General features: G+C 44.1%; 20 protein-coding genes. 12 read left to right on the forward strand and 8 right to left on the reverse strand.

What is annotated here, in order from left to right; all coding sequences use genetic code 11:
- The first annotated feature begins 194 nt into the window (after nucleotides 1-194).
- A complete protein-coding gene (gene fdxA, locus AB6E54_RS14460) occupies nucleotides 195-518 on the forward strand; it encodes a ferredoxin FdxA (RefSeq protein WP_004731764.1) in 324 nt (107 codons plus the stop codon).
- 96 nt (nucleotides 519-614) lie between these two features.
- On the opposite strand, the gene AB6E54_RS14465 is transcribed toward fdxA, so the two are convergent.
- The 3 genes from AB6E54_RS14465 to AB6E54_RS14475 all read right to left on the reverse strand — a co-directional run bounded on the left by AB6E54_RS14465 (nucleotide 615) and on the right by AB6E54_RS14475 (nucleotide 3,096).
- Nucleotides 615-1,349 (reverse strand): RNA methyltransferase, encoded by a 735-nt coding sequence (locus AB6E54_RS14465; RefSeq protein WP_372106315.1) that lies wholly within the window; start codon nucleotides 1,347-1,349, stop codon nucleotides 615-617.
- A gap of 175 nt (nucleotides 1,350-1,524) precedes the next feature.
- Nucleotides 1,525-2,577: an aldo/keto reductase gene (locus AB6E54_RS14470; RefSeq protein WP_032545660.1), complete on the reverse strand. Its 1,053-nt coding sequence runs from the start codon at nucleotides 2,575-2,577 to the stop codon at nucleotides 1,525-1,527.
- Between the two features lie 372 nt (nucleotides 2,578-2,949).
- Nucleotides 2,950-3,096, reverse strand: a complete 147-nt coding sequence (locus tag AB6E54_RS14475; protein WP_017059486.1) for a hypothetical protein — start codon at nucleotides 3,094-3,096, stop codon at nucleotides 2,950-2,952.
- 348 nt (nucleotides 3,097-3,444) lie between these two features.
- Between AB6E54_RS14475 and pepT the strand changes: the two genes are divergently transcribed.
- The 3 genes from pepT (at nucleotide 3,445) to AB6E54_RS14490 (ending at nucleotide 6,184) form a co-directional block, all read left to right on the forward strand.
- Nucleotides 3,445-4,677, forward strand: a complete 1,233-nt coding sequence (gene pepT, locus AB6E54_RS14480; protein ID WP_136979236.1) for a peptidase T — start codon at nucleotides 3,445-3,447, stop codon at nucleotides 4,675-4,677.
- 76 nt (nucleotides 4,678-4,753) lie between these two features.
- Entirely contained in the window at nucleotides 4,754-5,221 is a 468-nt protein-coding gene (locus AB6E54_RS14485; RefSeq protein ID WP_017064357.1) for a DM13 domain-containing protein, read from the forward strand.
- 120 nt (nucleotides 5,222-5,341) lie between these two features.
- Nucleotides 5,342-6,184 carry a mechanosensitive ion channel family protein gene (locus AB6E54_RS14490; protein WP_017064358.1) on the forward strand — a complete coding sequence of 281 codons (843 nt, stop codon included), beginning with the start codon at nucleotides 5,342-5,344 and terminating at the stop codon, nucleotides 6,182-6,184.
- An 86-nt stretch (nucleotides 6,185-6,270) separates the two neighbouring features.
- On the opposite strand, the gene AB6E54_RS14495 is transcribed toward AB6E54_RS14490, so the two are convergent.
- Nucleotides 6,271-6,714, reverse strand: coding sequence for a dCMP deaminase family protein (locus AB6E54_RS14495; protein WP_004737813.1), 444 nt, complete (start codon nucleotides 6,712-6,714; stop codon nucleotides 6,271-6,273).
- Between the two features lie 259 nt (nucleotides 6,715-6,973).
- Here AB6E54_RS14495 and AB6E54_RS14500 point away from each other — a divergent pair, with 259 nt between their 5' ends.
- From AB6E54_RS14500 to AB6E54_RS14510, 3 genes are all read left to right on the forward strand, one after another.
- Nucleotides 6,974-8,110 (forward strand): efflux RND transporter periplasmic adaptor subunit, encoded by a 1,137-nt coding sequence (locus AB6E54_RS14500; protein ID WP_136973992.1) that lies wholly within the window; start codon nucleotides 6,974-6,976, stop codon nucleotides 8,108-8,110.
- Nucleotides 8,111-8,121: 11 nt separating this feature from the next.
- On the forward strand, nucleotides 8,122-11,274 hold the full coding sequence (locus AB6E54_RS14505) for an efflux RND transporter permease subunit (protein WP_372106317.1): 3,153 nt from the start codon (nucleotides 8,122-8,124) through the stop codon (nucleotides 11,272-11,274).
- 334 nt (nucleotides 11,275-11,608) lie between these two features.
- Nucleotides 11,609-12,295 carry a MaoC family dehydratase gene (locus tag AB6E54_RS14510; protein WP_017059493.1) on the forward strand — a complete coding sequence of 229 codons (687 nt, stop codon included), beginning with the start codon at nucleotides 11,609-11,611 and terminating at the stop codon, nucleotides 12,293-12,295.
- A gap of 91 nt (nucleotides 12,296-12,386) precedes the next feature.
- Here the strand turns inward: AB6E54_RS14510 and AB6E54_RS14515 are convergent, their stop codons facing one another.
- On the reverse strand, nucleotides 12,387-13,202 hold the full coding sequence (locus AB6E54_RS14515; protein ID WP_017064361.1) for a phosphate ABC transporter substrate-binding protein: 816 nt from the start codon (nucleotides 13,200-13,202) through the stop codon (nucleotides 12,387-12,389).
- A 275-nt stretch (nucleotides 13,203-13,477) separates the two neighbouring features.
- On the opposite strand from AB6E54_RS14515, the gene AB6E54_RS14520 reads away from it, so the two are divergent.
- On the forward strand, nucleotides 13,478-13,840 hold the full coding sequence (locus tag AB6E54_RS14520; RefSeq protein ID WP_017059495.1) for a DUF3024 domain-containing protein: 363 nt from the start codon (nucleotides 13,478-13,480) through the stop codon (nucleotides 13,838-13,840).
- A 184-nt stretch (nucleotides 13,841-14,024) separates the two neighbouring features.
- On the opposite strand, the gene AB6E54_RS14525 is transcribed toward AB6E54_RS14520, so the two are convergent.
- Both AB6E54_RS14525 and rnb read right to left on the reverse strand, forming a co-directional pair.
- Complete coding sequence (locus tag AB6E54_RS14525) at nucleotides 14,025-14,855, reverse strand: AraC family transcriptional regulator (RefSeq protein ID WP_017064362.1); 831 nt, start codon at nucleotides 14,853-14,855, stop codon at nucleotides 14,025-14,027.
- Between the two features lie 173 nt (nucleotides 14,856-15,028).
- Nucleotides 15,029-17,035, reverse strand: a complete 2,007-nt coding sequence (rnb, locus tag AB6E54_RS14530) for an exoribonuclease II (protein ID WP_372106319.1) — start codon at nucleotides 17,033-17,035, stop codon at nucleotides 15,029-15,031.
- 309 nt (nucleotides 17,036-17,344) lie between these two features.
- On the opposite strand from rnb, the gene AB6E54_RS14535 reads away from it, so the two are divergent.
- Together AB6E54_RS14535 and AB6E54_RS14540 are read left to right on the forward strand one after the other, a co-directional pair.
- A complete protein-coding gene (locus tag AB6E54_RS14535) occupies nucleotides 17,345-19,414 on the forward strand; it encodes a DEAD/DEAH box helicase (protein ID WP_080582207.1) in 2,070 nt (689 codons plus the stop codon).
- A gap of 743 nt (nucleotides 19,415-20,157) precedes the next feature.
- Complete coding sequence (locus tag AB6E54_RS14540; RefSeq protein WP_017064366.1) at nucleotides 20,158-21,351, forward strand: acetate/propionate family kinase; 1,194 nt, start codon at nucleotides 20,158-20,160, stop codon at nucleotides 21,349-21,351.
- A gap of 267 nt (nucleotides 21,352-21,618) precedes the next feature.
- Here AB6E54_RS14540 and AB6E54_RS14545 read toward each other — a convergent pair whose 3' ends face one another.
- Nucleotides 21,619-22,584 (reverse strand): GlxA family transcriptional regulator, encoded by a 966-nt coding sequence (locus tag AB6E54_RS14545; protein WP_372106320.1) that lies wholly within the window; start codon nucleotides 22,582-22,584, stop codon nucleotides 21,619-21,621.
- A gap of 114 nt (nucleotides 22,585-22,698) precedes the next feature.
- On the opposite strand from AB6E54_RS14545, the gene AB6E54_RS14550 reads away from it, so the two are divergent.
- The gene (locus AB6E54_RS14550; RefSeq protein ID WP_017068423.1) at nucleotides 22,699-23,490 is read left to right on the forward strand and encodes an MBL fold metallo-hydrolase; all 792 of its coding nucleotides are present in this window, start codon (nucleotides 22,699-22,701) and stop codon (nucleotides 23,488-23,490) included.
- 253 nt (nucleotides 23,491-23,743) lie between these two features.
- On the forward strand, nucleotides 23,744-24,541 hold the full coding sequence (locus tag AB6E54_RS14555; RefSeq protein WP_017064369.1) for a CPBP family intramembrane glutamic endopeptidase: 798 nt from the start codon (nucleotides 23,744-23,746) through the stop codon (nucleotides 24,539-24,541).
- Nucleotides 24,542-24,777: the final 236 nt, after the last annotated feature.

Consider the following 24,777-nt stretch of genomic DNA (forward strand, 5'->3'; position numbering starts at 1 on the left):
GGAAACGCTGATGTTCAAAGAAGCGATAAGCTCACAATGGCGCGCATTTTACGAGAAATTGATTTATCTGTCATACTAATTTGGAAACATGGAGCAAATAGACACGATATTAGAGCCGTATGATGTTGAATTTTGCTTTGGGATGAGTATTATCCCCATTCTTCAATTTTGACTAACTTATAGAGCAGAGCATCATGGCATTTGTCGTAGGCGATAATTGTATTCAATGTAAATACACAGACTGTGTGGCAGTGTGCCCCGCAGATGCGTTCCATGAAGGCCCAAATTTCATGGTAATCAACCCAATCGAATGTATTGATTGTGGTTTATGTGTACCTGAATGTGATGCTCAAGCGATCTTCCAAGAAGATGAACTGCCAGAAGATCAAAAGATCTTTATTGAAGTGAATGCCGAGCTTGCCGAGATCTGGCCTGTGCAAACTGAAGTAAAAGCACCGATGGATGAAGCTGAAAAGTGGAATGGTGTGTCTGATAAGTTGGCAATGTTAGAAAAGTAGTTGTTGAAAAGAACTCAAATAAAAAGGCGTACTGATTTAATCAATACGCCTTTTTTAATACCTGAACACTGTCGATTGGCTAGTTAGCTTAGAGGTCTAGCAGTGCTGACGACGCATGTTGTCGAGAATAATGCCAGTCGCCATTGCAACGTTCAAAGACTCTGCGCCACCGAATGCTGGAATCGTAATCTTATCTGTCACGTATTTAGCGGCGTGTTCACGAATACCGTGAGACTCGCTGCCCATCAGCAAAATGCCATTTGCAGTGAAGTCAGTCTTATGAACACTTTCGCCTTCCAAAAATGCACCGTAAACCGGTAGATTCGCTTGCTCTAAGTAAGCTGGTAAGTCAGTTTGACTTACGTGTACTCGGCCAAAGCTGCCCATAGTCGCGCTGATAGTTTTAGGGTTGTATGGGTCTGCGCAATCACTGCTCGCAACGATATGCTTGATGCCATACCAGTCTGCTACGCGAATAATCGTACCTAGGTTGCCAGGGTCTGAAACGCCATCAAGTGCAATCATCAGTCCTGTCGCTTCTGGTAGTTCAAACGTTGGGATCTCAACAACCGCAATCGCTGCATTGTTACTTACCAAAGTGCTCGCTTTGGTTAGGTCATCCAGTGAGGCTTCAACACAATCAAACTCAATCAGTGATGCGTGATTTTCAGATAAGAAATCAGCGGTAGCAAAGACGTTCTTCACGACTAAGTCACTATTGAACAGCTCAAGAACGTTCTTTTCACCTTGAACTAGAAACAGGCCGTGGGCTTTACGTTGTTTCTTTTGGCCCAAAGCACGAAGGAGTTTTAATTGGTTTTTTGAAATCATGTTTTTATCCTAGATATAAGCCCGCGCATTATAGAGCAAAGGTTAGCGAACCAAAAGCGTGATGACTCAATGCGATCTACATAAAAAGCAAAAGCAACTCACTTAAAAAAGAAAAGCGCACTAAATAGCGCGCTCTTATGGGATTTACTCACCTAAGTTAAGCTGAACTGACAGCCTAATACGGAGCAGGATAGCGTTTAAATACTGTGTTGATATCAGTCAGGATCTCTTCTGATAACGGTTTACTGAAAGCGGCTACGTTCTCTTTTAGCTGCTCCATGGTCGTTGCACCAATGATAGTGGACGTCACCCCATCAACTTGATTACACCAAGCCAATGCCAGTTGGCTTGGAGTGAACCCGTGAGCATTCGCCACTTCAACATAGCCTTTAACCGCTTCATTGGCAGATTCAGTATCACGAAAAATGCCTTTACGTTGCATGTAAGTCCAACGGCTGCCTTCCGGTCTTGCGCCATCAATGTACTTTCCACTCAACATGCCTGCAGCTAAAGGTGACCATGGCAGATAAGCGACATCTTCATGCACACAGTTCTCAATCAGATATGGCCAGTCTTTTGCGTGCAGCAAGCTAAATTCATTCTGAATCGAAACCATACGTGGCAAATCGTGTTTCTCGCTCAGCTTGAGGTAAGTGTTAATGCCCCAAGTAGAATCATCTGAAAGCCCGACATGGCGAATTTTACCCGCCTTAATACAGCTTGCCAGTGCTTGTAGGATTTCCAACATCTCAGCTTCATGCTGCTTTCGGTCAATATCACTAAATCGAATGTGATTCGGGAAATGCTTACCAAAGTGAGGTGTAGTGCGATTTGGCCAGTGAAGTTGGTAAAGGTCGATATAGTCTGTTTGTAGGCGTTTTAATGATGCATCAACGGCTGCGATCACGGCTTCACCTGTTATCGGCCCACCATCTCGAACCCAAGGAAGCCCTGGCCCGGCAATTTTGCTCGCAATGATCAACTCTTGTCGACGCTGTGGGTTACGCGATAACCAGTTACCAATGATCGCTTCTGTTTTTCCGTAGGTATCTGGAGAAGGTGGAACCGCGTACATCTCTGCAGTATCGATAAAGTTAATACCTTGGCTTAATGCGTATTCGATCTGTTGGTCGGCTTGCTGCTGCGTATTTTGTAGCCCCCAAGTCATGCTGCCAAGACAGATACGGGAAACGGGAATTTGACTACTTCCTAGCTTTGAATATTCCATTGAATTCGGGGTTCCTGTGGTTAGGTTCTCTGGTACTCGCATTATAGTTTTGAAAAGAGGGCGAGTGAGGAATGAAAACGAATATGAATTATTAGCACAAAATGACACGACAAGGTATGGCATCGGGGAGTTTAGTGAGTCATTTCTCAGCGCTGCAAGCTAGTGTGTGCAATGCGTGAAAATACATTCGCGAGAAACTATGAGCCAATTGGTGATCGAGAAGTGAAGAACAACAAGCAATGAGCGAAGGTTTAATGTTCAGCTTGTTTGGGAGTGGGGGAGAGGAGAACAGATCAAAAATAAAAAAAGCTCTACCGGATAGAGCGTAGAGCTTTTTTATAGGGGTCTTAATAGTGCTAGGTATTCATTGAGTTACGAGGTCGCGTTTGTGTCTAATCCACCCTGGATCTGCGCCTGTCTTAGAGCTTCCTGCCTTTGAACTTCTTTCTCAGTTAATACTGGTCGAAGCGTTTCCTCAGAGGCTTGAGGAGAGAAAATGAAATATTTATTAATCGTCATAACTGTGTCTCCGTGTAACGTATGACAGATTCTGCATCAAGGATAAATTGTGATCATCATCCACTTTGTACTTTTGTTAGGCTGAGAGCGGAGGGCGTAGAATGCGTACAAAGCGATCTCTTATCATCCGTATGCAATGTTGAACTGACGAAACCCTCTGTTTTCAAGTATAGGAAGCGCATCTAATTTCGCACAATAATGATTTAGAGCAATTACATACATGGTCAGGGGCGTAAGATGAAAACCCTCGCTACTGACTCTGTGCTCGTATTTATTTAACGATGTATCACTTATCGACATAATAATTAAGTCAGTAAATCAATTACTTAATCCATGGTGAGATGAATTATGGAAAAGCTTGTAGAACGTTTTCTGAATTACGTTACTTTTGATACCAAATCCGATCCTTCTAATCAGCAATGCCCAAGTTCACCGGGTCAAATTACCTTTGCTGAAGCCTTAAAGTTAGAATTGGTGGCATTAGACTTAGTTGATGTGTCTTTAGATGACAATGGATACTTGATGGCGAAACTGCCGTCGAATGTCGATTACGATGTGCCTGCGATTGGCTTTGTGGCGCACATGGATACCGCTCCTGACGCATCAGGCGCCAATGTGAAACCACAAGTGATTAAAGATTACCGAGGTGGAACGATTGAATTAGGTGACAGTGGCGAGAGCTTAAACCCAAGCCAGTACCCAGATCTTGATTCTTTACATGGTCACGACCTGATTACGACTGACGGCACAACTCTGCTTGGTGCCGACAACAAAGCGGGTATCGCTGAAATCATCAGCGCGATTGCTTACCTGAAAGCGAATCCAGACATCAAACACGGCGACATCTGCATTGGTTTCACGCCGGATGAAGAGATTGGTCGCGGTGCGAACCTGTTTGACGTTGAAAAATTTGGCGCCGAGTGGGCGTACACCATCGATGGTGGCCCAGTAGGGGAGTTGGAATTTGAGAACTTCAATGCCACGAGCGCCGATGTTATCTGTCATGGCGTGAACGTTCACCCGGGCACCGCAAAAGATAAAATGGTGAACTCGATGAACATTGCAGCGCAATTCCAATTGATGATGCCTGCGCAAGAAACACCAGAGTGCACAGAAGGTTATGAAGGCTTCTACCACCTGAAATCGGCGGAAATGGGTGTGGCTCGCTCTGAACTGGGATACATCATCCGTGATTTTGAACGTGAGGGTGTAGAAGCACGTAAGGCATTCATGCAACAGAAAGTCGATGAGCTGAATGAGCGCCTTGAGAAAGGCCGTGTTGAGCTGGTGCTAACCGATAGCTACTTCAACATGAAAGAGATGGTTGAACCGCATCAACATATTATTGAATTGGCCAAGCAGGCGATGATTGAGTGCAATGTCGAGCCAATGGTTAAACCAATCCGAGGTGGTACAGACGGTGCTCGTTTATCTTTCATGGGGCTACCATGTCCGAATATCTTTACTGGTGGCTACAACTTCCACGGTATTCATGAGTTCATTACCATTCAAGGCATGGAACAGGCGGTTAAAGTGATTGTTGAACTGTCACAACGCACAGCCGTTCACTACCAAAAATAGCGGCCTTTAGCACGATATCTCTTTGTTTTTTTGAGAGTATTCAATAATACTCTCTTTAAGCATAAGGGAGTACGCGATGAAAAAGTTAGTTTTACTTTGCACCCACTTAGCCGTGGGTGCTGTTGGTTTTGGGCTTGGTGTTTACGCCTTACCTATCTTAATTGAGCCTGATTCTCCTTCCTCAAGTTCTGTTGAAGCGATCAGTGAGCAGGCTATCTACACGGGCGAGTTCACTAAAGATCGACAAGACAGTGACTTCTTGCACTGGGGAGAAGGCATCGTCTCAGTATCCGAAAGTGCGATCGCTTTTGAAGGTGAATTGGCGCCGGGACCTGATTACAAGGTTTATCTCTCGCCTAAGTTCATTGAAACCGAGCACGCTTTCAATGACAGCAAGAACGAGTTATTGAGAGTCGGAGATGTGAAAACATTCGACCGCTTTATGGTTGAGCTTCCCGAAGGTACTGATCTTAATCGATTTAATACGGTTGTGATTTGGTGTGAAACTTTTGGCCAATTTATTACTTCTGCCAAGATAAAATGATAGCCTTACCAATAGCTGATTTAGGCACGTAAAAAAGCGCTCTATTTTTGAGCGCTTTTTCATAGCGAAGTCTCCGCTAATCGTTGTAAAGCTCGTCGTTGTAATGCTAAGGAATAAGTAATGGAAAAAGTGTGGCAAGTAATTGATTTTCTACTCGCTCATAAGTTTATTTTTAGTGCGTTGATTATCACTATTATTTTAATCATTCGCCGAATCACCTTATCTCAAATAAGAGGTGATGTTGCTTTCCTTAGTGAAGACCAACGTAACTGGATGTCACGAACCAAAAACGGCACATTCGCGATTATTGTTGTGACGTTATTTGTGCTGTGGAAATCCGAAATCAGCGAGTTTGCGCTATCTGTCACGGCCATTGCTGTTGCGATAGTAGTGGCTTCAAAAGAGATCATTTTGTGTTTCACCGGTTCTATTCAGCGTGCGAGTTCTCGTTCATTTAGAATCGGCGACTGGATCGAAGTGGGTAAAATCAGCGGTGAAGTGATTGAGCACAATCTGATGGCGACCGTGATTCAAGAAATCGATTTGTATCATGGGCAATATCACTTCACTGGCAAGACAGCCACGCTGCCTAATAGCATGTTCTTCACTTATCCGGTTAAGAACCTCAACTTCATGAAGCGTTATGTTTATCATAACTTTTTTGTGACGGTGAAAGACTTTGTAAACCTATACCCTATGCTGTCGGGTCTTATTGTGAAAATTGAAGAGCATTGCGAAGAGTTTATCGATGTTGCTCGCCGTTACAACGGTGTGATCGAAAAGCACGCTGGTGTTGACCTTCCGGGTTCTGAGCCTCACATCCATATCACAAGCAGTTCGACAGGTGAGCAAGAAGTCCATTTTATGATTTTCTGTCCAACCGAGAAGGCGGTTCATCTAGAGCAAGAGATTCGTAAAGATTTCATGGAAGCATACGCTGAAGCATTTCCTGTCAGTGCTTAATCCTGCAGTCCGCTGAGCCCCAAACAAAAGAAAGCCGAGAGCGATAATATCGACTCTCGGCTTTTTTGTTCTAACTATCTGTTCGTTTAATCTAGGTCAGCCAGTGGCAACCAATCGACTTGTACACCAGCTTGTTCAAACATATCTTGGCTCACTTTGATTTTGTCTCCCCAGCGAGAAAGAAAGTCTTCACTTTGCTCTGGGCAGTGAACCGCAGAAATACCGGTTTGGATGATTTTCGCTGCGCAGTTTGGGCAAGGGAAGTGAGTCACCCAGATTTCACAGCTGTCCAAATCACGCTTGGCGAATAAGATCGCATTTTCTTCAGCGTGAAGTGTCTTGAGGTACTTCATCTCTCTGTCATCAGTATCCGCACTATCAGACACGCCATGTGGGTAGCCATTAAAACCAACAGAAACAATGCGGTTGTGCTTAGTGATTACGGCGCCGACTTGAGTTGAAGGATCTTTACTCCAAGAACCGACCAATTCCGCCATTTGATAGAAACGTTTAGCCCATTTTGAAATCATGAGAATTCCTTAACAATTAAATGTGAATGCTTATCTGTCTGACAATACATTATGTTAGACAATATCCATAGAGAACAAAAGCTGAGAGATTGATTTACTTAGGAATTGTAGCGTGTTTGTAATCACTTTATAAGCACTTGGTTTCAATTAACATATTGATACACTTTGGCCAGTTATAATTGATATTCCTCGGACATTTGAAGCAATTGTGTTACGTAACTTTTATGCTGTTCAATTTCTCATAAGTGACGGTATAACCATGCGTAAAAAGTTGATCCTTACTGCTCTTGCAAGCTCTCTTATTCTTGCTGGGTGTGGGCAAGATGCTCAAAATGCCAAGCAAGCACCTTTACCTCTCGTAGCTGTACAGGATGTTAGCGTTGTTTCTCACCAGCAAAGTAAGTCGTATATCGGTCGTATAGAAGCCGTTGAAGACACGGCTATTACAGCGCAGGTTTCTGGCTACCTACAAAGCCGTCATTTTAATGAAGGCCAAATGGTTGAAAAGGGTCAATTGCTTTATTCGATTGAACCTTCTTCGTTTGAAGCCGAAGTAGCAAGCGCAAAAGCGTCTGTTGCTCAAGCGAACGCGAACCTTAAAAAAGCTGAGCTTGATTTTAATCGTGGTAAAAACCTACTTCCGAAAGGCAGTATCTCTCAATCTGAATTCGATGCATTAACCGCAAACTTGTTAGGTTCTCAAGCACAGCTTGAAGCAAGCCAAGCACAGCTTAATGCTGCGAATGTTCAGCTTTCTCATACCAAAATCATCGCGCCTTTCTCTGGCCGTATTAGCGATACCAAAGTGAGCACGGGTGATCTGGTTTCGCCGTCTTCAGGTGTACTGACGACTTTGGTTAGCCTAGACCCAATCCACGCATCGTTCAGCATCAGTGAGCGAGAGCGTATTGAGCTGGGTATGGACCGCATCGAAGGCGATGGCAGTAGCGACTCTGCAGGTGTTGAAGTTCAGATCATGCTTGAGAACGGTGAAGCGTTCGAACATCTAGGTCAGCTTGACTTCTTGGGCAACCGTATCAACCTTAATACTGGTACGATCGCGATGCGTGCGATTGCTGATAACCCGAATCAGCAACTACTTCCAGGCCAACACGTTCGCGTTGATCTACGTGAAAAACAACCTATTGATGTTGTGACTATTCCTCGTCGTGCAGTGCAAACCGACCTCGAAGGCGACTTCGTGATGGTATTAGTTGAAGGAGAAGCCGAACCCGTTGCTGAGCGCAGAAACATCGAGATGGGTCGTCAGGTTGAAGGTGGTGTGATTGTTCATTCCGGTCTGGAGAAGAATGACACAGTGATCACTCAAGGCTTACAGCGTGTGCGTAATGGTATGTCCGTTCGCATTCAACCTGCTGCTGAAAAAGCTGAGTAAGGGGCTTATTTATGTTGAGTCGTTTCTTTATTCAAAGGCCCAAGTTTGCCCTTGTCATATCCATAATCTTAACGCTGGCGGGTGCGATTTCTCTCGCTATCTTGCCAGTGGCGGAATATCCAAAAATCAGCCCGCCTTCTGTAAGTGTTACCGCATTCTACACAGGTGCAAGTGCTGAAGTAGTAGAACAGGCGATAGCCGACCCCATAGAAACGTCGGTTAACGGCGTTGAAGATATGATCTACATGTCTTCTAAAAGCGCTAACGATGGTTCATACAACCTTAATGTGACCTTTGATGTTGGTACTGACCCAGATATGGCTCAGGTCAACGTTCAGAACCGAGTTGCTCAAATCGAATCGAAGCTTCCGCAAGAAGTTCGAATGGTGGGTGTCACCGTTAAAAAGCGTTCACCAGACCTTTTGATGGTATTGAACTTCTATTCGCCAAACGGTGAGTACGACGATCAATTCTTGATCAACTACGTTAACCTAAACATTAAAGACCAACTGGCTCGTGTGAAGGGCATCAGTGAAGTTAACGTGTTGGGTGGTGGTGAATACGCGATGCGTGTTTGGTTAGATCCTGAGAAAATGGCTAACCTCAATATCACCACTTCAGACGTGAATCGCGCGTTGGCAGAGCAGAACGTTCAAGTTGCTGCAGGCCGTATTGGTGCTGCACCTTATAACAACGCACAAGAAGTACAATTCAACTTGGTAACAAAAGGCCGATTAGAAACAGCTGATGAGTTTGAAAATGTTGTTCTTCGTGCAACTCAAGACGGTTCAACGGTTTACTTAAAAGACATTGCACGTGTTGAGCTTGGTAAAAAGTTCTACGACGGTAATGGTAAATACCGTGGTCAAGATGCGTCGATCGTAACGCTGTCACTTCAATCAGACGCTAACGCGCTGGAAAGTGGCAAAGCTGTGATGGCGATGCTGGAAAACTTAAGCAAGAACTTCCCAGAAGGCGTGGCGTATGAAGCAAGTTACGACACTACACTGTTTGTTGCTGAGTCGATCAAAGGGGTAGTAAAGACCTTAATCGAAGCCATCTTGTTGGTTATTGCGGTAACGTACCTGTTCTTGGGTAGTGCGCGTGCAACCTTGATTCCTGTAGTTGCGATTCCGGTATCTTTGATTGGTACGTTTGCCATCATGCAGATGACGGGTTTCACCATCAACACGGTAACCCTGTTTGGTTTGATACTAGCGATTGGTATCGTAGTAGATGATGCGATCTTGGTTATCGAGAACGTTGATACCACAATGGCTAAAGACCCAACCATTTCACCGCGTAAAGCCACGCTTATTGCGATGAAAGAAGTAACGGGGCCGATCATTACGTCGACCTTGGTTCTACTTGCGGTATTCATCCCTGTTGCAATGCTTCCTGGTATTACTGGCATCATGTACCGTCAGTTCGCTCTGACTATCTGTATCGCGGTTGTTATCTCTTCAATTAACGCATTAACGCTATCACCTGCATTGTGTTCACTGGTTCTTAAGCAGGGTGGTGGTAACACGGCGCGTTGGTACCAAGCATTTAACCGTGGTCTAGAGTCTGTTACTAACAAATACGGTCAAGTGGCTGGCTTCTTAGTTAAGAAAGGCGTTCTGCTGTTCACTTTCTTCTTTGTGGCTTTGGCGGCTGTGACTTATTTTGCGAAGACAACGTCTACGGCGTTTGTACCTCAAGAAGATAAAGGCATTTTGCTGGTTAACGTTCAGCTTCCTGACGCGGCATCCTTGTCTCGAACCGAAGAAGTGACTAAGCAGCTGCTTGAAATGGTTGAACAAGAGCCGGGTGTTGATGGCGTAACACTGGTTAACGGCTACGCATTTATGACGGGCGCTTCTGCGTCGAATGGTGCGTCAATGTTCATCAAGCTTCACGATTGGGACATGCGTAATGCACTGGATGGTCAACACTCTGCTCAGGCTATCTCACAGCGTATTAATGGTCGTGCTGCGACTGAACTTCCTCAAGCTGTCGTGTTTGCGATGGGGCCTCCTGCAGTTCCGGGCATGGGGGCCGCGTCTGGTTTCGAGTTTGTACTTGAAGATACGCTAGGCCGAAGCCGTACTGATCTTGCTATGGTGATGAATGACGTGATAGCTGAGGCGAGCAAACAGCCTGAGATTTCACACACATTCAGTACTTTCCGTGCGAACGTACCTCACTACTATGTCGATATTGACCGTGAGAAAGCGCAGCAATTAGGTATTCCGTTGTCGGAAATTTTCCAAACACTACAAGGTAACCTTGGTTCGTTGTACGTGAACGACTTCACCATGTTTGGTAAGAACTTCCGCGTAACCATGCAAGCTGACAGTGAACACCGTAGCAGCATGGACGACCTACAACGATTCCACGTTCGTTCGTCTAATGGCGAGATGATCCCGTTAAGCACATTGGTGACTTACGACCAGATCTTTGAACCAGATGTAGCATGGCGTTACAACATGTACCGCAGTGCCGTGATTCAAGGTCAACCTGCAGAAGGTTACTCAAGTGGTGATGCGATTGCGGCAATGGAACGCGTAGCTGCAGAAGTATTGCCTCAGGGGTATCAGTACGAATGGACAGGCATGGCTTACCAAGAAGTACTAGCAGGTAACCAAGCGATCTTTGCTTTCGCACTGGCTCTGATCTTCATCTACCTGTTTATGGTGGCTCAATACGAGAGTTGGACAATTCCGATTGCGATTATCCTCGTGGTACCTGTCGCAACCTTAGGCTCTTTCTTGGCATTGAATCTAACGGGCACTCCGCTGAACCTGTATGCACAAATAGGTTTGGTTCTCTTGATAGCCTTGGCCGCGAAGAACGCAATCTTGATTGTGGAATTCGCAAAGGTAGAGCGTGAAGAGAAAGACGCACCGATTGAAGATGCAGCGGTGAAGGGCGGTACACTGCGTTTCCGTGCTGTGAACATGACGTCTTGGTCGTTCATCTTAGGTATCTTCCCGCTTATCTTCGCTGCGGGCGCAGGTCACGTGAGTCAGAACTCTCTGGGTATTTCACTGATCGGCGGCCTGTTATGTGTATTACTGGCGGGTACGTTCCTAATCCCTGGCTTCTACGCATTCGTGCAACGTAAGCGTGAGAAAGCACACGGTGGTAATACCAAGCTGGTTCCGCTTGATGACGAATAGGGGATTGAGTGTCTTGTAAGATTCGTCTCTTACAAGACCAACCCTCGGAAAACTAATTCCTTGTAAAAACTAAGGTTTAGCATTGCGCTAAGCCTTTTTTTATTCCACTTATGAATAAAAACGCCTTTTATATAAACAAATGTTTGTCATGTGATAGAGCCAACACTCTAATTTGGGTTTTGTAATAAAATGATGTTTTATTGGTAAGTATATGTTTAATATGATTTTAACAAGGTTCAGCTAACGGTTGTATGCTCGAAAACATTTGCACAATAGTGTGAAGTGTTTCAAAATTACGAAGTTATATTGAAATTTTTTGTGCATTGAGGTTCTTATGAAAGTCATTGATTTATTTAAACACCGAGGCGATAGCATGTCTTCGCAACACTCAGAGTTTATGCAATGGATGTCTCCAGCTCTTAGAGATTACTGGGGCGACTTTCTTAATCGTACGCAAAATAGCCATTTCTTTGCGTGGGTTCGTGATCACCACAAACCTGCTGTCAATGAAGATGCACCAGAGATGCCGGTGGAACAGCCGATCGTACTTAAGCCAGAAGCACAACTTGTGTTTGATGAGCTTAATCAACAGATCGGTGAAGTCATCCATACTGGCGACTGGATCAATGTAAGTCAAGACCGTATTAACCAGTTCGGCCTTGTTACTGAAGATATGCAGTGGATTCACACTGAGCCTGAAAAAGCGGAAACAGACTCTCCGTTCAAAACAACCATCGCACATGGTTTTTTAACTTTATCTCTGCTTCCTCGATTGACTGACAGTGTTGACCCTGACAAGTCTCAATTCCCAACAGCGAAGATGGTCGTAAACATTGGTCTTAACCAAGTACGTTTCCCATACCCTGTTAAATCGGGCAGTAATGTTCGTGCTAAAAGTACGCTAACAAAAGTAACGCCAATTAAGAAAGGCCTAGAGATTGAACGCGAAATTCGCGTCGAAATCGAAGGTATTCGTCGTCCTGGCGCTGTGATCGTTTCAGTGATTCAACTTCACTTCTAAGTGGTTTGTAAAGAAGCGATTTATAAAGATTCAAAAAAAGAGAGAGCATAGTGCTCTCTCTTTTTGTTTACATTAGATAAAACTATCCCACTTATTTAATGCGAGTGTAGCCGTACTCTTCGATAAGGTCTTGCCCTTGCTTTGACTTCACGAACTTGATGAAGTCTTTGCTCTCGTCAGAAACTGAGTCTGTCTTGTGCAGCAACAAGAATGGGCGAGCCAATTCATAGCTGTGGTTAGCAATGTTCTTAGATGTTGGCTCTACGCCTTCAAATGTAATTGCTTTAATCGAACGGTCGATTGAACCAACAGAGATAAAACCAATCGCGTGTGGGTTATGGTTAACAATCGTTTTAACCATGCTGTTGCTGTTTACAACCAAGTTATTTGGGTTGATGTCAGACACTAGACGGTCATTAATGATCTTCGTTAAACCAAGCAAGCTTTCGAAGCTATAGCGTGAGCCAGAAGACGCTTCGCGAGTGACAACTGCGATAGGCTGATCTGCGCCACCCACAGCTTTCCAGTTCGTGATTTTGCCTTTGTAGATATCGAACAGCTGCTCACGTGTAACGTTGCTTACAGCGTTTGAGCGGTTAGTTACTACAGCTAGGCCGTCAAAGGCAATTGGAAATACCTTCAACTTCTCGTCTTGTTCGCGGTCGGTTAAATAACGCGAGCTCATACCGATGTCAGAGACACCTTTATTAACCATGGTAATACCTGCTGTAGAACCAATGCCCTGAACCGCAATATAGTTATCAGGGTGAGTCTTGTTGTACTCCTCAGCTAATACATCCATCACTCGTGATACTGAAGTGGAGCCCGAAATAGTGGTTTCTTGTGCTAAAGCAGCATGAGAAGACAGGGCTAAGGATAAAAGAGAGGCAAGCGCGACTCGTAACATAAACAACTCCTAGTTAATAACATTTGTCGCATATGATAGGTCGGTTATATGACACTTTTGTGAAATTCCATACTCTCGATGTATAGCTGTTCGCTTGATGAGTCGTAGCTTTCTGGGTTTCCGAAAGCAAGATTCGTTTCTGGGAGCAGGGCCGGTATTTTGATTACGCTTGTTCGCTAAAATGTTTGTTGAGTCCTAAGCTAAGTAGAGGAATTCACTACTTAGAAGTTTCTATGAAGTTTCTATGAAGTTTCTATGAAGTTACAAGGGGTGTTATGTCCGTCATTCATATCGAGCTGAATCGTCTTTTAATTGGGGCCGAGAGGCTCTGTACATCTCGAAATCGAAGTTTACCTGTCGAGCTAGGCAAATCCCTATATGAAGAGTGTGAGGGTGGTGTGCTGTTTTCTCAGGCGCATTATCTACTCGACTCATCTCACAGTGATTATACAAACGAGATCGTCTGCGTGACTTTTGATGAGTCGCTGTCTTGTTGGTTAGTGATGGTGCCGCTTGAAGGGGATGTCGAAACCGACTCTGTGAATTGGGGGCCGTATCCGTACCTTCCTAAATCGAAGGATCTTGATGCTATTTTGGCGGAAATAGAAAAAGACCCTAAATCGTACTTCTGGTCATAGTCACTCTGTTTTCACGTTTGCTGGTGGCCTGCTCGCAAAGCTGAATCAATGAGTATCAAAACTCAACCACTGAATCCCAAAGCCAAATCATCTCATCCCACACCCAAGTGGCTTAATATTGAAGCCACTTGGTTTACACCAGTTCCCAACTAAGACGTCCACATCAATCTATCGCTTTGTTTCTTTAAACTTGCGGCTTTACGCTCTGCAGTTGTGCTTGTGCCACTAGCGATCGGAAGTCTTTTGGTGTTTTTCCGTGATACGTTTTAAAGGCCGTGCTGAAGTGAGCGGCACTTTTAAAGCCTGACTCATACGCGATTTGAGTGATCGACTTATCCGATGTTCTTAGCTGAGTGGCTGCATGAGCAATACGTTTTATCTTTAATAAGTTTGAGAACGACAGATCTTCAGCCGATAAGCGACGTTTAAGCGTAGCCGGTGACATTCCCATGTAACTGGCGAGCGTATCCAAAGAGATATTGTTTTCAATGTTTTGCTCGATGTAATGAATGACTCTTTGGGTCACGGTTAACCTTGAAGCTCGAGCAATAATAGCCAATAGAGCTGGGTACTGTTCCACCATCAAAGACAGCAAACTTAAGCCTAATTGAGTGAGTGCGTAGTCATTCTGAGAAGAAGAGTTGGCCAGTGACATGATGAGATCTTTCAACTGACAGAGCTCAGTATCCGTTTGATTGAACTTAATGTACTTGTCTGGGATTCGAGCGGACTCTAAATCGCTGAACTGATTAATGAACTTTTGAAAGATAGCCAAATCAAAATCTAAGCAGGTTGCGCTGAATTCGCCATTTTCAGTGTTAACCGTGATGTCTTTAATCTGACCAGAATTGTAAAGGGTGAAATCTCCCGCTTGCAACGAGGCTTGAGTACCATTGGGCAACACAAAAGAAATGCTGCCTTTCGACACTATAAAGATACCGTTTTTAGAGGCAGGATAACGTTCTCGTCTCCTGGGAATGAAGTTTCTGAACTGAGTAACTGTGATTGATGACATAGTGAGCTTCTTTGACGTTGTAAATTGATTGCTTATTGATTGTTTTTTTTAAGTATTGTTTAAGCATGAGACATTTACAAAAAAGGCGCTAATAATTAGCGCCTTTAGAAGTGAACCTTTGAAGCTTTTGACCTTGAAAGCCGTAACCTTGAAAGCTGTAGCTGTTAAAGCCTTTAAGCTTCGGTTTCGTTTGTCGTTTCAGGCTCGCTAGGCAAGTCCGCAAATACTTGAGTAGGTTTTGCTACTAAGTTACGGTTTTCCTGATTAACTTCAGAGAGAACTACTTCTAAAACGTCTCCCAGTTTGTATACCATTTCTTTATCGATAGATACAGTACCCATATCACCGTTGCACTCTATTCTTTCTTTATTATTAAGAATGAGAGATCCAGGGATAAATGCAGCAGCACCATTTTCAAGTAAACGTACACGCATACCTGCACGGTTAATATCGAAAATCTCAGCTTGGAAACGAGTTTCTTCTGCTGGAGCATTGGCTAGAGTGCGAGCATACAACCAATCGCCAACATTACGCTCAGCCATGCCGTGGTGACGGCGGTGCAGGGCAAGTTCATCACCGATAGTTTCATCTGGTGTTTGAATTGGCGCTTTACCTAAGATGTGTGCTTTAAGCATACGGTGGTTAATCATGTCGCCATATTTACGAATTGGAGAAGTCCAAGTTGCGTAAATATCTAATCCCATCGCGTAGTGCGGTGCAGGCTCATTGCTGATCTCGCTATACGCTTGGAATTTACGAATACGGTTGTCGTAGTAGCTGTTATCTAAAGAACCTAACCAACGACGTAGAGTAGCAAAACCTTCTAGAGAAATGATTTGCTCTTCAGTGAACGGCGTTTCCGCTTGCGGGTTTACCAGTTCAAGAACGTCGGAGATTTTCTCAGCCTTGAAACCAGAATGGCAGTTAAACACACCTTGGTTGAAGCTCTCTTTTAGTACTCGGCCCGCACAGATGTTCGCGCTGATCATTGATTCTTCAACCAGCTTGTTTGCGCTACGACGCATGTCAGCGTGGATAGCGACAACATCGTTATCTTCGCTCAGTTCAAAGCGGTAGTCAGGGCGATCTGGGAACACAACAGCGTTTGCTGAGCGCCATGCTGAACGTGCTTGAGCAAATTGGTGAAGATCAGAAACAATTGCAGCAATCTCTTCTGATGGTTGCCATTTCTCTGATGCACCTGTTTCTAGCCAGTCTGATACGTTGTCGTAAGCAAGACGAGCATGAGATTTGATGTTTGCAGCGAAGAAGTTAATGTCATCACCGATAACGCCATCTTTAGATACCGTTACTGTGCAGCAAAGTGCAGGACGAACTTCGTTCTCGATCAGTGAACATAGGTTGTCAGCAAGATCACGAGGCAACATTGGGATGTTGCGACCAGGAAGGTAGATAGTGAAACCGCGCTCGCGTGCCACTTTATCCATCGCATCATCTGGAGAGATGTAAGCCGTTGGATCAGCAATTGCGATAGTCAGTTCAAAATCACCGTTCTCTTTCTTCTTCGCGTAAAGCGCGTCATCCATATCTTTTGTGCTTTCGCCATCGATAGTCACAAAAGGGACGTGCGTCATGTCTACACGTTCAAGATCGGCGTCATCGTTGATTAGCCAGTTGTCGATGCCTTCAGGCTCACTGTTTGGTAGATCGTTTTGTGCCAGCGTTACCCACCAAGGTGCAATCTTGTCGTCAGCGTCTGTGATTTTCTCAGAGATCTGAGCCAAGAATCCGTTGTCACCTTTTAATGGGTGTTGAACGATATGAGCAACAACCCAGTCATCTTCTTTAAGCGTTTCAGGGTTTAGACCCTTCATTGCTTTCGCTTTAAGTTGCAGTTTTTTGAGCTGCGGGTGATCAGGAACAACGTTCAATCGGCCTTTGAAAAGCTTAACTCGCGCAATAAAGCGAGTAAGACCTTGTTCAACCAATTCCTCAGGCTCTGCTACTTCGCGCTCTTTCTCTGTGCGAATGATGGCAATCACCTTGTCACCGTGCACACATTTCTTCATGTACGGAGGCGGGATAAAGAAGCTTGTTTTGCTATCAACTTCGAGAAAACCAAAACCTTTTTCAGTGGCTTTGATGGTACCTTCCTTTTTAGGGAGGGTTTCTTGGATTTGCTGCTTGAGCTGAGCGAGTAGAGGATTATCTTGAAACATTTTGACTTTTATCTATCGAGGACAATTGAGCACACTATAATCATTGCGAGGCTTGATTACTACTTAAAGGCGAAGTGAGCGTTAATTAATTGCCCTCTTATTTAACTAGGTCAATTTGCTAGGAGATGGGTGCTGTGACGAGATATTCATCAAGTTTTGACGATATGATAACCAGTATTGATGTAAAAGCGAAAAATATGTGATGTATTTCAATTTTTTCTGGATTTTTTTATGCATTTAGGGAATAATCCGCCTCCCTTAGACGTCCCTAATGGCTTGAAGTGTTTTATTACTGCTTCGTAACTCTGAATGGAATCAGTATCTGATTGGATCAGTATTGGAATTGATAGAGCTCCCGGGACCTTTTGTTTACTTATATATAGTGGGATCCCAATGTCCGAATCTGTAATTCAATTTAATGAATTAGCCCTAAACGATAACATTCTTTCAGCTCTTGATAGCATGGGTTTCGTTTCTCCGACTCCAATCCAAGCAGCAGCTATTCCTCTTCTTCTTGAAGGCCGTGACGCACTAGGTAAAGCACAGACTGGTACTGGTAAAACAGCAGCATTCTCTCTGCCTTTACTTAACAAAATCAACCTGAACCAACACAAACCACAAGCAATCATCATGGCTCCTACTCGTGAGCTAGCGATTCAAGTTGCTGCGGAAATCAAAAACCTTGGCCGTGATATCAAAGGTCTTAAAGTTATTGAAATCTACGGTGGTGCTTCAATTGTTGACCAAATGCGTGCTCTAAGCCGCGGTGCTCACATTGTTGTTGGTACTCCAGGTCGTGTTAAAGACTTACTAACTCGTGACCGTCTACACCTAGATGAAGCACACACATTTGTTCTTGATGAAGCAGATGAAATGCTGAAAATGGGCTTCGTAGATGACGTTACTTGGATCCTAGAGCAAGCTCCAGAATCTGCACAACGTGTACTTTTCTCTGCAACTATGCCTCCAATGGTTAAGACTATTGTTGACCGTTACCTACGTAACCCGGCTAAAGTTGACGTTGCTGGTACTAACCACACAGTTGATAAAGTAGCGCAGAACTTCTGGGTTGTTAAAGGCGTAGAAAAAGACGAAGCAATGTCTCGTCTTCTAGAAACCGAAGAAACTGACGCGTCAATCGTATTCGTACGTACTCGTCAAGACACTGAGCGTCTAGCTGATTGGCTATCTGCACGTGGCTTCAAAGCTGCTGCACTGCACGGTGATATTCCTCAGTCTCTACGTGAGCGTACTGTTGATCACATCAAACAAGGTGTTATCGACATCCTAGTTGCAACTGACGTTGTAGCTCGTGGTCTTGATGTTCCACGTATCACTCACGTATTCAACTACGACATCCCATTCGATGTTGAATCTTACATCCACCGTATTGGTCGTACTGGCCGTGCTGGACGTAAAGGTAAAGCGATCCTACTAGTTCGCACTAACCAAATTCGCATGCTTCGCACAATCGAGCGTGTAACTAAGTCTCAAATGGAAGAAATCCAACTTCCTCTACGTGACCAAGTTGCTGCTGCACGTGTTGCTAAGCTTGGCGCTGAACTTGAAACTGAGAAAGAAAGCAAAGCACTAGAAAACTTTGCAGGTCTTATCTCTACTCTTCAAGAGTCTCTAGAAGTTGATGCTGCTACTCTAGCTGCAATGCTTCTTAAGCGTCAGCAAGGTAAGAGCCCACTATTCTACGTTGGCGAAGACCCAATGATCGCTGCTATTGAGCGTGATAAGAACCGTCGCAAAGAGCGTCGTGAAGATCGTGACAACGGCCGTGACGGTGGTGGTCGCAACTTCAATACTCAAGATTGGGATACTTACCAACTACAAGTTGGCCGTGAGCAAGGCGTTCAGGTTAAAGACATCGTTGGCGCACTAGCAAACGAACTTGGCCTAACTAAAGGTTCTATCGGTGCTATCAAGCTAGACCAAGGTTCTACTTACGTTCAACTGCCAAAAGCAATGAACTCTGAAACTGCTGGTAAGCTAAGCAAACTTCGCATTCGTCAAAAAGAAGCTGGCGCTGTAGTTGTTGATTTCAATGACTTCCGTGAGCCTCGTCGTGGCGGCGGCGGTCGTGATGGCAACCGTGGTGGCAACCGTGGCGGTCGTGATGGTGGCGGCTACCGTGGTAACCGTGAAGGCGGCAACCGCGAAGGTGGTAACCGTGAAGGCGGTCGTGGTGGATACCGTGGCAACCGTGATGGTGCTCGCGATGGTAACTCTGCTGGCGGACGTGATGGCGAACGTCGTTTCGACCGTAACCGTGGTGGCGATCACCGTGGTAACTTCCGTGGCGAACGTGGCCATGGTAACGGCAATGGCGGTGGTAACCGTGGTCGTCGTCCAGAGCGCAACGAAGGTTAATCAACCTGTCGCTTAGACGCTTTAGGTCTAGACGCTGAACTTAAAAGCCGAGCATAATGCTCGGCTTTTTTGTGCCTGCTATTTGAACTTAAGCTTTGGTTGGCTCGATATTCGTAGCTAACTTACTTTAATCAAGCTTCGTTCCTGTAACTATGCTTCGTCCATGAAACTAAGCATCGCGCCTAGAACGAATGTTAGTGCCAAAACTTAGCTGTATCGCGTTCTAAGCCTATACTAAAAGAACGTGCTACAAGATGCTGAAACAAAGAGTGAAGGCTATCTAAGCGTCGTTACAGTGCATCTATTCGTAGAGTTGTGCTCGAAGGCAATCAAAATAAGATCAGATCACTATTCTCAACTTCAGTGAGCTTTTTGATGCAAACACTGAGCAATTGAGAAATCGAGCAAAAAGTTATCGGTAATGATAAGCAGACGAAAGGGAAGGGTGGTTGTTTTTCAAGCGGATCACCTGCATTTGTTCGAGTCGCTTTAATTAACTGAATCAAGTTAAAAATAACGTGAGCACTCGTTTGCGTCACCTGTTCATTAATTTTCTTATTCAACTATTTTTTAATTCCGCTCTCGAAATAAATAATTTAATGACCAAGATCAACTTAATTGTGTTCATTTAGTGATTTTTTCAAAACAAAAGTTGAAAGATTCAAAAATTATTGAATAATGGGCTTAACTAAAATTGAAGTAAACACTTCATCCAATTCGTACTGAAACAGGATCCATATCCAATGTCTAATTCGTTTGTTCTGGTTATTAACTCGGGTAGTTCATCCCTAAAATTTGCTGTAATCGATTCTGTTTCTGGTGAAGCAGTATTAAGTGGCCTAGGGGAGTGTTTTGGTCTTGAAGATGCTCGTATGAGCTGGAAATTCCAAGGCGAGAAAACTGAAATTGCCATTCAAGGTGAAGATAACCACCACAAAATTGCCATTGGCAAATTGGTTGGCCTGATGGAAGACCTAGGCTTCACGGCTGATATCGTGGCTATCGGTCACCGTATCGTTCACGGCGGTGAGAAGTTCACTCAAACGGTTCGCATTACTGAAGAAGTAACGAACGAAATTGAAAGCCTATCTGACCTAGCTCCACTTCATAACCCAGCAGGTGCTATCGGTATCCGTGCTGCAATTGAAGCTTTCCCTTCTCTACCTCAGTTCGCTGTATTTGATACTGCTTTCCACCAAACAATGCCTCAACGTGCATTCACTGGTGCAATCGCAAAAGAGCTATACACAGACTTCGGCGTACGTCGCTACGGTTTCCACGGCACTAGCCACTACTTCGTTAGCCGTGAAGCTGCGAAGATGGTTAACAAGCCAATCGAAAAATCGAGCTTCATCTCTGTTCACCTAGGTAACGGCGCATCTGTATGTGCTATTAAAGATGGTAACAGTGTTGATACTTCTATGGGCTTCACACCACTTTCAGGCCTAATGATGGGCACACGTTGTGGTGACCTAGACCCAGGCATCATCGAATACCTACTTAAGAAAGGCTGGTCACAAGAGCAAGTATTTAACTCTCTAAACAAGGAGTCTGGCTTCCTTGGCGTGTCTGGTCTTACGAGCGATGCTCGTGGCATCTTAGAAGCAATGGAAGAGGGCCACGAAGGCGCTAAGCTTGCGTTTGAGGTGTTTACTTACCGCGTAGCGAAATACGTTGCTTCTTACCTAGCAACGCTAGATTCTTTAGACGGTATCATCTTCACTGGTGGTATCGGTGAGAACTCTCTACCAATTCGTCGTGAGATCTTAAACAACCTTAAGATTCTAGGTTTCGTTGAAGATGTAGCAGGTAACGAATCTGCTCGCTTTGGTGCTGAAGGGATCATCGCTAAGTCTGAAATGTTAGACGCAGTAGCAATGGTTATCCCAACCAACGAAGAATTCGTGATCGCCCAGCAGTCGGTTGAACTGCTGTAATTTTTTCAAAAACAGATAGTTAAAAGCGAGCTTAGTGCTCGCTTTTTTGATCTTATATGTTGGATAGACCATCGCTAAGTGGCCTTATAGCGAGATAGTCAAAACTCATTCTATTGATTTCGGCAAATCATTTTGTAGCTTCAAACTAGTGATGTTAGGGCTGGCTTGTGATGCCCCAAAAACGCCTAGAATTGAACTTGCAAGGTGTCAGATACAAAAAGTAATAGATGCGACGATCTAGCCCCATCGCCCTCAATGAAATTAAGACTATTGCTTGAATGTAGTGCGCCACTGAATCGGCGATACATGAAAAGCCGATTTAAAGTGCTTTCTGAATACACTGTCAGAGCCAAAACCCGCTTGCTCTGCAACTTGAGGTATCGATAGTTTCGTGGTTTCTAATAGACGTTGGCTAAGCACCAAACGTCGGTTTTGCAGCCATTCACCAAATGTACAGCCATAGGTGGATTTAAACTGGCGTGTGAAGGTACGTTTACTCATCGCACAGCGCTCAGCGACTTCATCTAGTGAGTGACACTGATTAAGGCTCTGCTCCACCAGCTCAATCACAAGGCTAATACTTGTCTCTGTAAGAGGTTTTATGTTGACTGGTGCTGGTATGTATTGCTGCTGTCCACCAGTACGAGATGGCGCAGTCACCATCTTACGTGCGAGATCATTCGCAAGCTCACTACCACACAAACGGCGCACTATATGTAGACAACAATCGAGTGAAGCAGCTACTCCAGCAGAGGTAATGATAGTCTCATGTTCAACAAATAGAGGGTTTGGGTCAAAATCCACCTTAGGAAATTGCTGCTGAAATTGTTCGGAAAACGCCCAATGGCTTGTGGCACGTTTTCCATCGAGAACGCCAGCACATGCAAGTACATAAGACCCGAGGCAGAGTCCTACTAGTAGCTTACCTTTCTCATGATGCTCTATTAGCGCCTGTATAAGTCGCTCACTTGGCTCTGGCAGGTCATTTGGCCAGCTTGGAACAATCACAATATCCGCCTCTTTAATAGCGCTCAAATCTCTATCGATCACCACACCAAATCCAGAGCTTGTTTCAAACTGCAAGCTGTTTTCGCAACAGATCCTCAAGTCAAACCGAACCGGCTGACCGAAAAAGATATCTTGAAACACCAGACAAGGCACAGAGAGATGAAAAGCGCTGATGCCTTCAAAGGCTACCATAGTAATTTTAATTAGCTCGGTTGATTTGTTCACAAGTGTCTCGATTTGCGCGAATGTTGACTTTCAAGACAGTATCACAAGAAACTAGAAAGAAGCATACTAAATCTCATAGAGAACATGGCTTGTTAGTGAGTTTAGAGAGGCATTATGAAGATCCACCACCTACGTAGCGCAACATTTATTATTGAATCTGGCGAAAAATTTATCCTTATTGATCCTATGTTGGGGAAAAAAGGCTCTATGCCTCCGTTTTCAGTCATTAAGGCTAAGGCCGCGAAAAATCCAACCGTTGAGATGCCAAGTAATGCCGATGAGCTACTAAACAAGGTTACTCATACCTTAATTACTCACAGTCAAACACTTGGTATCAAGGCATTACAACATGGAGATCACCTAGATCCGGCAGGTGAGACGTTTTTAACAAGTCGTAATATCCCAGTTGCGACACCAGCCAAAGATAAGGCTTACCTAGAAAAATATGACTTAACGGTAAATTGGGGAATTGAAGACTGGCAAACTATCGACTTTCTAGACGGAAAGCTCACCGCGGTTCCGGCTTTGCACGGCCATGGATGGATTCACAAGGTAATGGCTAATGGTGTTGGATTTTTCTTGGAGCTCCCCAATGAGCCTTCTATTTACATTAGCGGTGATACAGTTCTAACCGATGATGTAAAACGAGCGTTGACTGAGTTGAAACCTGATATCACAGTAGTCGCGGCAGGTCGTGCTCGTATGGACGTTGGTCAACCGTTATTGATGTCTATTGATGAGGTCATGGAGTTTATTCGCCTTTCCCCTAATAAGGTGGTTGCGAACCATATGGAGGCACTCAATCACTGTGCAGTGACTCGACCAATTCTTAAAGAAGCAATTGATAAAAACGGTTTGTCAGATAAAGTCCTTATTCCTGCTGATGGTGAGACCTTGGAGTTTTAGATACCTGAACTAATCCGGTGACTCCCGATTTAAGTAAATAGTCTAAATGATTTCTGTCCAGAGACGTGTTATGCCGCCATGCTTTGGGACAAGAACGCCTCAGTGCTATGACTCTAAAACGCGTGTGCCTCAAAATCCGGCAGAGTTAAACCCATACATATCCTGTTCCAGTTTTTCACCAGATTATTTAGTCGTGAAGATCTCGATACGATTGAAATTAATGTGAGGCGGATGATATAAATGTAATCTTTAAATGCAAGAATTAATAAATTTAGATATGGTACAAATGGATAACTTTCCCACCGTAGGACTTAAAACCTCGTTACCCATAAGCATATTGGCACTTGCCTTATATTACTTATGGGGCGACATGGGTTTTAATGATCTTCGAGGCCTTTTTTGGGTGGTGGCGTTTGTGATGATGCTTACTTTAAAGAAGAGTGAAAATAGCCTCTTTTCAGTAACTCCACAAGTTTCCTCTTTTACTCATCATGTATTCCCAATTACTGTGCTAGCGATTGGCGTGGCTTGTATCACGTTGTTCTATATGGAATTTATCCGGCAATATGTCACGGGACAAGAAGTCGACTATATCGTAGGATTTCTCGTTAGTGGTGAACTGGAAGTAAGCGAGAAACTAAATTATCTTTTCGAAACCGTTATATTAGCTCCGTTATCAGAGGAGTTTTTCTTCAGGTTTATCTTGCTAAGTAGCATATGCTTACTTTTGAGAAACAAGTTTGTAGGCGTAATTTTATCGTCACTCTTATTCGCCTACGGCCATGAAGACCCTGTCGTTGCTTTTTCTCTAGGTATCACTGCATCAATAGTTCTACTGAAATACATGAGTATATATAGCGCTATAATTTTTCATACGATTTATAATTTGTGGATATATACAGTGGAAGTTTTTATCGTACCCGCATTTTTCTTTAATGATTGGGACTTTGCACCAAGTGGGAACATCGGAACAATCGTTTCTATAATGGCATTAGCTGTATCTTTTTTGGCACTATTGATTATTAAACGCAAGGAAAAATCAATACAATAAGGTTTTAGCAACCGCTTCATCACTATATGGACTGAGGCAATAATCAATGAAATCAACACACTTATCAACACCTCGATAGTAAAGTTGCTGACACACTTTTGTCCAAACCCGTGTTAATAGGTGCGATTATAATAGCTTGCCAACCAACGAAGAATTCGTGATTGCTCAACAGTCGGTAGAACTTCTGTAATCTGAACTGAAGTCTAAGCAAGAAAAAGACAATCAAAAGCGAGCCC

Origin of the sequence: Vibrio sp. 10N.247.311.49, assembly GCF_041467655.1 — a bacterium.
Classification (GTDB): domain Bacteria; phylum Pseudomonadota; class Gammaproteobacteria; order Enterobacterales; family Vibrionaceae; genus Vibrio; species Vibrio crassostreae_C.

Bases quoted from the DNA above. Each gene is read 5' to 3' on its own strand.
- fdxA (WP_004731764.1), top strand. From the start codon at position 195: ATGGCATTTGTCGTAGGCGATAATTGTATTCAATGTAAATACACAGAC.
- AB6E54_RS14465 (WP_372106315.1), bottom strand. From the start codon at position 1,349: ATGATTTCAAAAAACCAATTAAAACTCCTTCGTGCTTTGGGCCAAAAG.
- AB6E54_RS14470 (WP_032545660.1), bottom strand. From the start codon at position 2,577: ATGGAATATTCAAAGCTAGGAAGTAGTCAAATTCCCGTTTCCCGTATC.
- AB6E54_RS14475 (WP_017059486.1), bottom strand. From the start codon at position 3,096: ATGACGATTAATAAATATTTCATTTTCTCTCCTCAAGCCTCTGAGGAA.
- pepT (WP_136979236.1), top strand. From the start codon at position 3,445: ATGGAAAAGCTTGTAGAACGTTTTCTGAATTACGTTACTTTTGATACC.
- AB6E54_RS14485 (WP_017064357.1), top strand. From the start codon at position 4,754: ATGAAAAAGTTAGTTTTACTTTGCACCCACTTAGCCGTGGGTGCTGTT.
- AB6E54_RS14490 (WP_017064358.1), top strand. From the start codon at position 5,342: ATGGAAAAAGTGTGGCAAGTAATTGATTTTCTACTCGCTCATAAGTTT.
- AB6E54_RS14495 (WP_004737813.1), bottom strand. From the start codon at position 6,714: ATGATTTCAAAATGGGCTAAACGTTTCTATCAAATGGCGGAATTGGTC.
- AB6E54_RS14500 (WP_136973992.1), top strand. From the start codon at position 6,974: ATGCGTAAAAAGTTGATCCTTACTGCTCTTGCAAGCTCTCTTATTCTT.
- AB6E54_RS14505 (WP_372106317.1), top strand. From the start codon at position 8,122: ATGTTGAGTCGTTTCTTTATTCAAAGGCCCAAGTTTGCCCTTGTCATA.
- AB6E54_RS14510 (WP_017059493.1), top strand. From the start codon at position 11,609: ATGAAAGTCATTGATTTATTTAAACACCGAGGCGATAGCATGTCTTCG.
- AB6E54_RS14515 (WP_017064361.1), bottom strand. From the start codon at position 13,202: ATGTTACGAGTCGCGCTTGCCTCTCTTTTATCCTTAGCCCTGTCTTCT.
- AB6E54_RS14520 (WP_017059495.1), top strand. From the start codon at position 13,478: ATGTCCGTCATTCATATCGAGCTGAATCGTCTTTTAATTGGGGCCGAG.
- AB6E54_RS14525 (WP_017064362.1), bottom strand. From the start codon at position 14,855: ATGTCATCAATCACAGTTACTCAGTTCAGAAACTTCATTCCCAGGAGA.
- rnb (WP_372106319.1), bottom strand. From the start codon at position 17,035: ATGTTTCAAGATAATCCTCTACTCGCTCAGCTCAAGCAGCAAATCCAA.
- AB6E54_RS14535 (WP_080582207.1), top strand. From the start codon at position 17,345: ATGGAATCAGTATCTGATTGGATCAGTATTGGAATTGATAGAGCTCCC.
- AB6E54_RS14540 (WP_017064366.1), top strand. From the start codon at position 20,158: ATGTCTAATTCGTTTGTTCTGGTTATTAACTCGGGTAGTTCATCCCTA.
- AB6E54_RS14550 (WP_017068423.1), top strand. From the start codon at position 22,699: ATGAAGATCCACCACCTACGTAGCGCAACATTTATTATTGAATCTGGC.
- AB6E54_RS14555 (WP_017064369.1), top strand. From the start codon at position 23,744: ATGCAAGAATTAATAAATTTAGATATGGTACAAATGGATAACTTTCCC.